This is a genomic window from Streptomyces sp. NPDC059900, from assembly GCF_050270335.1.
Classification (GTDB): Bacteria; Actinomycetota; Actinomycetes; order Streptomycetales; family Streptomycetaceae; genus Streptomyces.
The window spans coordinates 1-4016 of record NZ_JBNNJZ010000678.1 but is presented as its reverse complement, the minus strand read 5'-3'; the positions used below and the strand labels follow the sequence as shown (position 1 = coordinate 4016).

Genomic DNA, 4016 nt, shown 5'->3' with positions numbered 1-4016 from the left:
CCTCTACACCCTGCAGATCCGCCGCTCCGCCCGCGAACTCATCCTCGCCACCACCTTCAGCGCCCTCGTCGTCTTCCTGCTCTTCCTCGTCTGGAGCTTCGACGCACCCCTGGGCCACTCCGGCACCGACACCGCCCAACCCCTCAGCGACCTCCTCACCACCACCTGACCCGTAACACCACCCCCTGCCGACGACCACGTGCAACAGCGCGGTCCGCATTCAGGCCTGCCCGTCGAGCCCGGCCCAACTGCCACTGCCTGTACCGCCCTCACAGCCGTCTTCGCCGTGGAGATGGCGTGTGCACCGCTCGAGCACACCGACGGCCCGGGGCCTTCGCCTATGCGCGCCGGGGATGGCTGCTGCGCACGCTGTCTGTACGCCGCTGGGCGGAGTCGGGAGGATGGACGCACGGCCAATTCCCCCGTCTCACCGCGATTTGACCTATACATTACCCGTCATATGGCGAACAAAAGTGTGGGGGCCAAGGCGATGGTTGACAGTACAGGTCTGTCGGTGAGCGGATGGCGCAACCGGGAGGTTTCATTGTCCCTGGCGGACAGCGACCGGCCGACGGTTCTCGAGTTCCGGGGCGGCTGGTTCACCTCGCAATACCGCCTGCAACCGTTGGAGACCGGAGAGAACGAGGAGTCCCTCGGCCCTGTTCTCGCGACCGTGATGGGCCGGGAATCGAACCGCTTCGTGCTGAACAAGCCGTATACCCGCTTCCGGATAAGCCGGTTCAGCACCAGAGGCAACTCCGTCACTCACGGCCCCTGGCACCTGCGCGTCGTACCGCTCGATGAACTGACGCCACTCCGCACACTCACGCAGGGCAAGCATGGTGACCTCCTGTTCCATTCGGGCCGGTCGGTGACCGTCGAGTTCGCGTGGCACGGCCACGCCGGCGGGGCGCTCTACTTCCAGGGGCTCGCCGACAAGAATGAATGGCAGCTCACCGGCCACCAGGCACTGCGCGGTACCACCACCATTCCGCGTAAGGGTCTGCTGCGGGTAGAGGGTTACGGCCGGTGGCAGCTGAAGATGAAGCCGAGCGGTTCCTGATTCGATCTTTGACGACCGGGGTCGAACCGTGCCTCGAACTTGATCACTCGGTTCGGAGATCGGTGTACGTCAGAGCGGCCTTCGTCTGAACGTGTGCTCCGACCAAGGAACACACATGCCCAGCACGAAGGCCGTGAGGATGAGTCTGCTGCATCGCGATGCGCGATGAGAGCCGTTGGCTGAACTGTCATGCTTCCCGCGCGAGTTCTGTCCTGCCTCACCGCGCGTTCGGACGCGCTGTTCGGGCTGACGGACGCCGTTCTGTGTGGTGACGGTCCGGCGAAGTCGCTGGCCGAGCTGTCGCTGGTGGGTGAACACCGCCGAGGTCATGGCGGGCTGTATGCCGCGGTGGCCCGTGAATGCATCGACATCGACCGCCTGCGGAGGGCACCGGCAGCGGTACCCCTGCCACGCACCACCGACGGCCAACTGGCCCTGGTCGTCGACATCACCTGCTGGCTGCGGCCTGACGCGCACGCCTCACCGGAACGGATCCTGTGTCACGCCTACGGAAGGGGCAAAGACCAGCACATCCCCGTCCCCGGCTGGCCCTACTCGATCGTCTGCGCGCTCGAGTCGGGCCGCACCTCCTGGACCGCCGCTTTGGACGCACTGCGCGTGACAACCGGGGACGACGCTTCCACCGTCACCGCCCGGCAGATGCGCGATCTGCTGCAGCGAATGATCACCGCCGGCCAGTGGAACACCCCCGACCCGGACGTCCTCATCGTCGCGGACGCCGCTACGGCCTGAGGCGCTCACTGCCTGTGTAGGGGGTTCCACTCAGTCAGTAGTCGTTTCAGGCTTTCCTGTGAAGCGAAGCCACGCGCTGAGTGCCGCCTGAAGTTCGATCACCGCTTGCCGGTCGATGGTCTCGCCGGTCCTGCCGACGTGCAGCCTCACTCCCTCGCCCGTGACGGTCCAGCCAACCGGCAGACGCGGCGGGGAGCTGATGGCCGATCCGTGAGAAAGAGCGCGGAGCATGGCATCGACGCGTGGCGGGAGGGGCTGCGCACGGGGAGCCCAGGAGACGTTCGCGGGCCGGGTGGGCAGCCCGAGAGTCGAACGGAACGCCTTGATGGCAACGTCGAGCGGCTGCGGCCTGTTCGGGGCCGCCCCGACGAAAGCCTCCAGTAGCTCGCGGTGGGGCACTACGGGAACGAGGGGGTACTCCTCGATGTCGAGGCGCACGGAAGCTGGCGGGACCAGGGTGCGGGCGTAGCCCTTGGCCTTGTATCGGGCATGGTGTTCTCTCAGGCCGGCGATGGGGCGGGCCAGGGGGTGTTCACCCTGGAAGGACGGACTCGGTGTGGTCAGGGCGTGGGAGGGTTCCGGCCGGGAAAGCCGGGGGAGCTTCCCGTAGATACCGTGTGCGCGATGCAGAACACCTGACTCGGTCACCAGCGCCGTCACTTGCCGACTGGTCGTGTCATTGCCCAGTCGAAACCCCACAACCAGCGTTGTCATCACACCTGGCCTTCCTCCAGCACACTCGTCCACGATAGCGAGAAGGACCACCTCCGGCGCCAGGTTCCCGCACGTTCCCTGGGCGCCCGCCGCAGGCAGCCTCCACGTTTTCGACAAGAGCAAGGGCGGCTGGCGGATGACGGTCTCTGCCGCCGCCGGCACCGTGCCGACGTGCCACGTCGCGATCGTCGCCGAGTGCGAGGGGGAGGCCGTTCTGATCGCGTCCTGGATACGGCGGCATTACGCGGAGTGGGAGAATCTGCTGATGCCGCGGTGTTGGCGAACATCTTGCGGACCGACATGGCTGCTCACCGGCCGTTGCCTGCAGACTCCGAGTTCGTGCAGGCCATCGCGGGTGCTTGCCCGAGCGCTGGTGCACACGCACCATGTCCCACCGGCCGCGACGCCAGCCCTGGCCCGTCAGAGTGCCGGCGCGTCCACCCGCGCCGCCTGCTGTGAGCCGCTGCAGGTGCGGTACGCGCGTGTCCACGACGACGCCGCCTGCGGACGATGCCGCTTCAGGGCCCCAGGCCGCCGACTGTGCGCGAGGTCGTCAGGCGGGCGCACGCATGATGCGTGGCCAGCCCGCCGATGTCGTCGGCCTGTCCCTGACCTCAGGCGTAGTCCCAGCAGCGGGTGTAGAGCCGGGGAATCCGGAACATCGACCTGGTCTGTGTGCCGTGCTGCTCCACCACGCGCTCGAGGAATCCCAGACGCTCCAGGAGGCGGACCTGGTCGCCGGTCTTGCCTTCCGCGTCGTCGAAGAGCTGCTCCACCTCGGCCAGCGTGAAGTCGGTGAGCTTGCCGGCCCGGCAGTTCAACACGAACGTCGGTGCCACCTTGAAGTCGTTCACCACTTCGGCGAAGGTCAGGTCGGACAGTTTCGTCATGGCCCGCTGTACTGCGTCGGCGGAGAATATCGGGGCGGTGACGACGTCGGTCTGTAGAGAGAGTTCCCGGGTCAGGTGCAGCAGCAGTACGGCGAGGCGCGGGGAGATGTTGCCGTTGCCGTTCCGCAGCGAGTCGGTTAGCCAGCGGTCGACGGGCTGGCCCTCGACCTCGGCCGGGAAGAGCACCTCCAGCGCGGCGCGCACCTCGATCTCGTCATCGGCGACACGCAGTCGACGGGCCAGTCGTTCGAACGGTTCGTTGGCGAACACTCTGCGGATCAGAACCGTCAGCCAGTCCTCTTCCGACCAGTCGAGCGGAAGGGATCGGGAGACCAGCTTGTTCTTCTCCTGGATGTCGTACAGCTCGAACAGGTCGGTCCGAAGGAAGATCACCATCTGGGTGCTGTCCAGCTGGGACACCCGGGCCTCGGCCTGCATCAGCGCCTGGACCAGGGGTCCCCCACAGGCGCGGGGACCACTCTGCCCCATAGAACTGCCGGAAGTCGCCCGCGGGCCCCCCGCAGGCGCGGGGACCACATTCTCAGCAACCCCAACAACCCCCTAGGCGGTGTCTTCAATGTAGTGGCGCGGGATGA

Annotated in this window: 3 protein-coding genes and 1 pseudogene; 2 read left to right on the top strand and 2 right to left on the bottom strand. The window is 66.8% G+C overall.

Going from position 1 to position 4016, the window contains the following annotated elements; genetic code table 11:
• Window positions 1-460: 460 nt before the first annotated feature.
• Window positions 461-1063, top strand: a complete 603-nt coding sequence (locus ACQKIP_RS41835) for a hypothetical protein (RefSeq protein WP_365861966.1) — start codon at window positions 461-463, stop codon at window positions 1061-1063.
• Between the two features lie 175 nt (window positions 1064-1238).
• Window positions 1239-1804 (top strand): annotated as a pseudogene (locus tag ACQKIP_RS41830) (transposase); the annotation flags it as partial.
• Window positions 1805-1846: 42 nt separating this feature from the next.
• Here the strand turns inward: ACQKIP_RS41830 and ACQKIP_RS41825 are convergent.
• Both ACQKIP_RS41825 and ACQKIP_RS41820 read right to left on the bottom strand, forming a co-directional pair.
• Window positions 1847-2530, bottom strand: a complete 684-nt coding sequence (locus tag ACQKIP_RS41825) for a hypothetical protein (protein ID WP_365861965.1) — start codon at window positions 2528-2530, stop codon at window positions 1847-1849.
• 614 nt (window positions 2531-3144) lie between these two features.
• Window positions 3145-3858: a hypothetical protein gene (locus ACQKIP_RS41820; RefSeq protein WP_365861963.1), complete on the bottom strand. Its 714-nt coding sequence runs from the start codon at window positions 3856-3858 to the stop codon at window positions 3145-3147.
• Window positions 3859-4016: the final 158 nt, after the last annotated feature.